General features: G+C 36.7%; 1 protein-coding gene. It reads right to left on the reverse strand.

All coding sequences use genetic code 11. The features are described from left to right. Nucleotides 1–319: transposase (locus tag FG384_RS20515; RefSeq protein ID WP_205961805.1), on the reverse strand; the 319-nt coding region annotated here is incomplete at both ends.

A 319-nucleotide genomic window follows, 5' to 3' on the forward strand; every position in this document is an offset into this window, starting at 1 on the left:
CTTTTCATATCAACTATTATTTGTCTTACTTCTTTCTTTGGTAACCTCTCAATAATGTTTCGTTTAAAATGGACCGTGCAACGTTGCCAAGTTGTACCGATAAACTCTCGCTGAATTGCCTTCTTTAATCCTGCATGCGCATCTGAAATGACTAATTTGGGTGATTGTAAACCTCGTGATTTTAGGTCTTGTAGAAACCCTTGCCAAGCTTCAAAACTTTCGACATGATCAATTTTTAAACCAATGACTTCTCTTTGATTGTTTTCATTGATAGCCGTCGCAATATAGACTGCTTTGGAAACAACTTTATGGTATTCCC

Source organism: Psychrobacillus vulpis, assembly GCF_006861825.1.
In the GTDB taxonomy this organism is placed as follows: Bacteria; Bacillota; Bacilli; order Bacillales_A; family Planococcaceae; genus Psychrobacillus; species Psychrobacillus vulpis.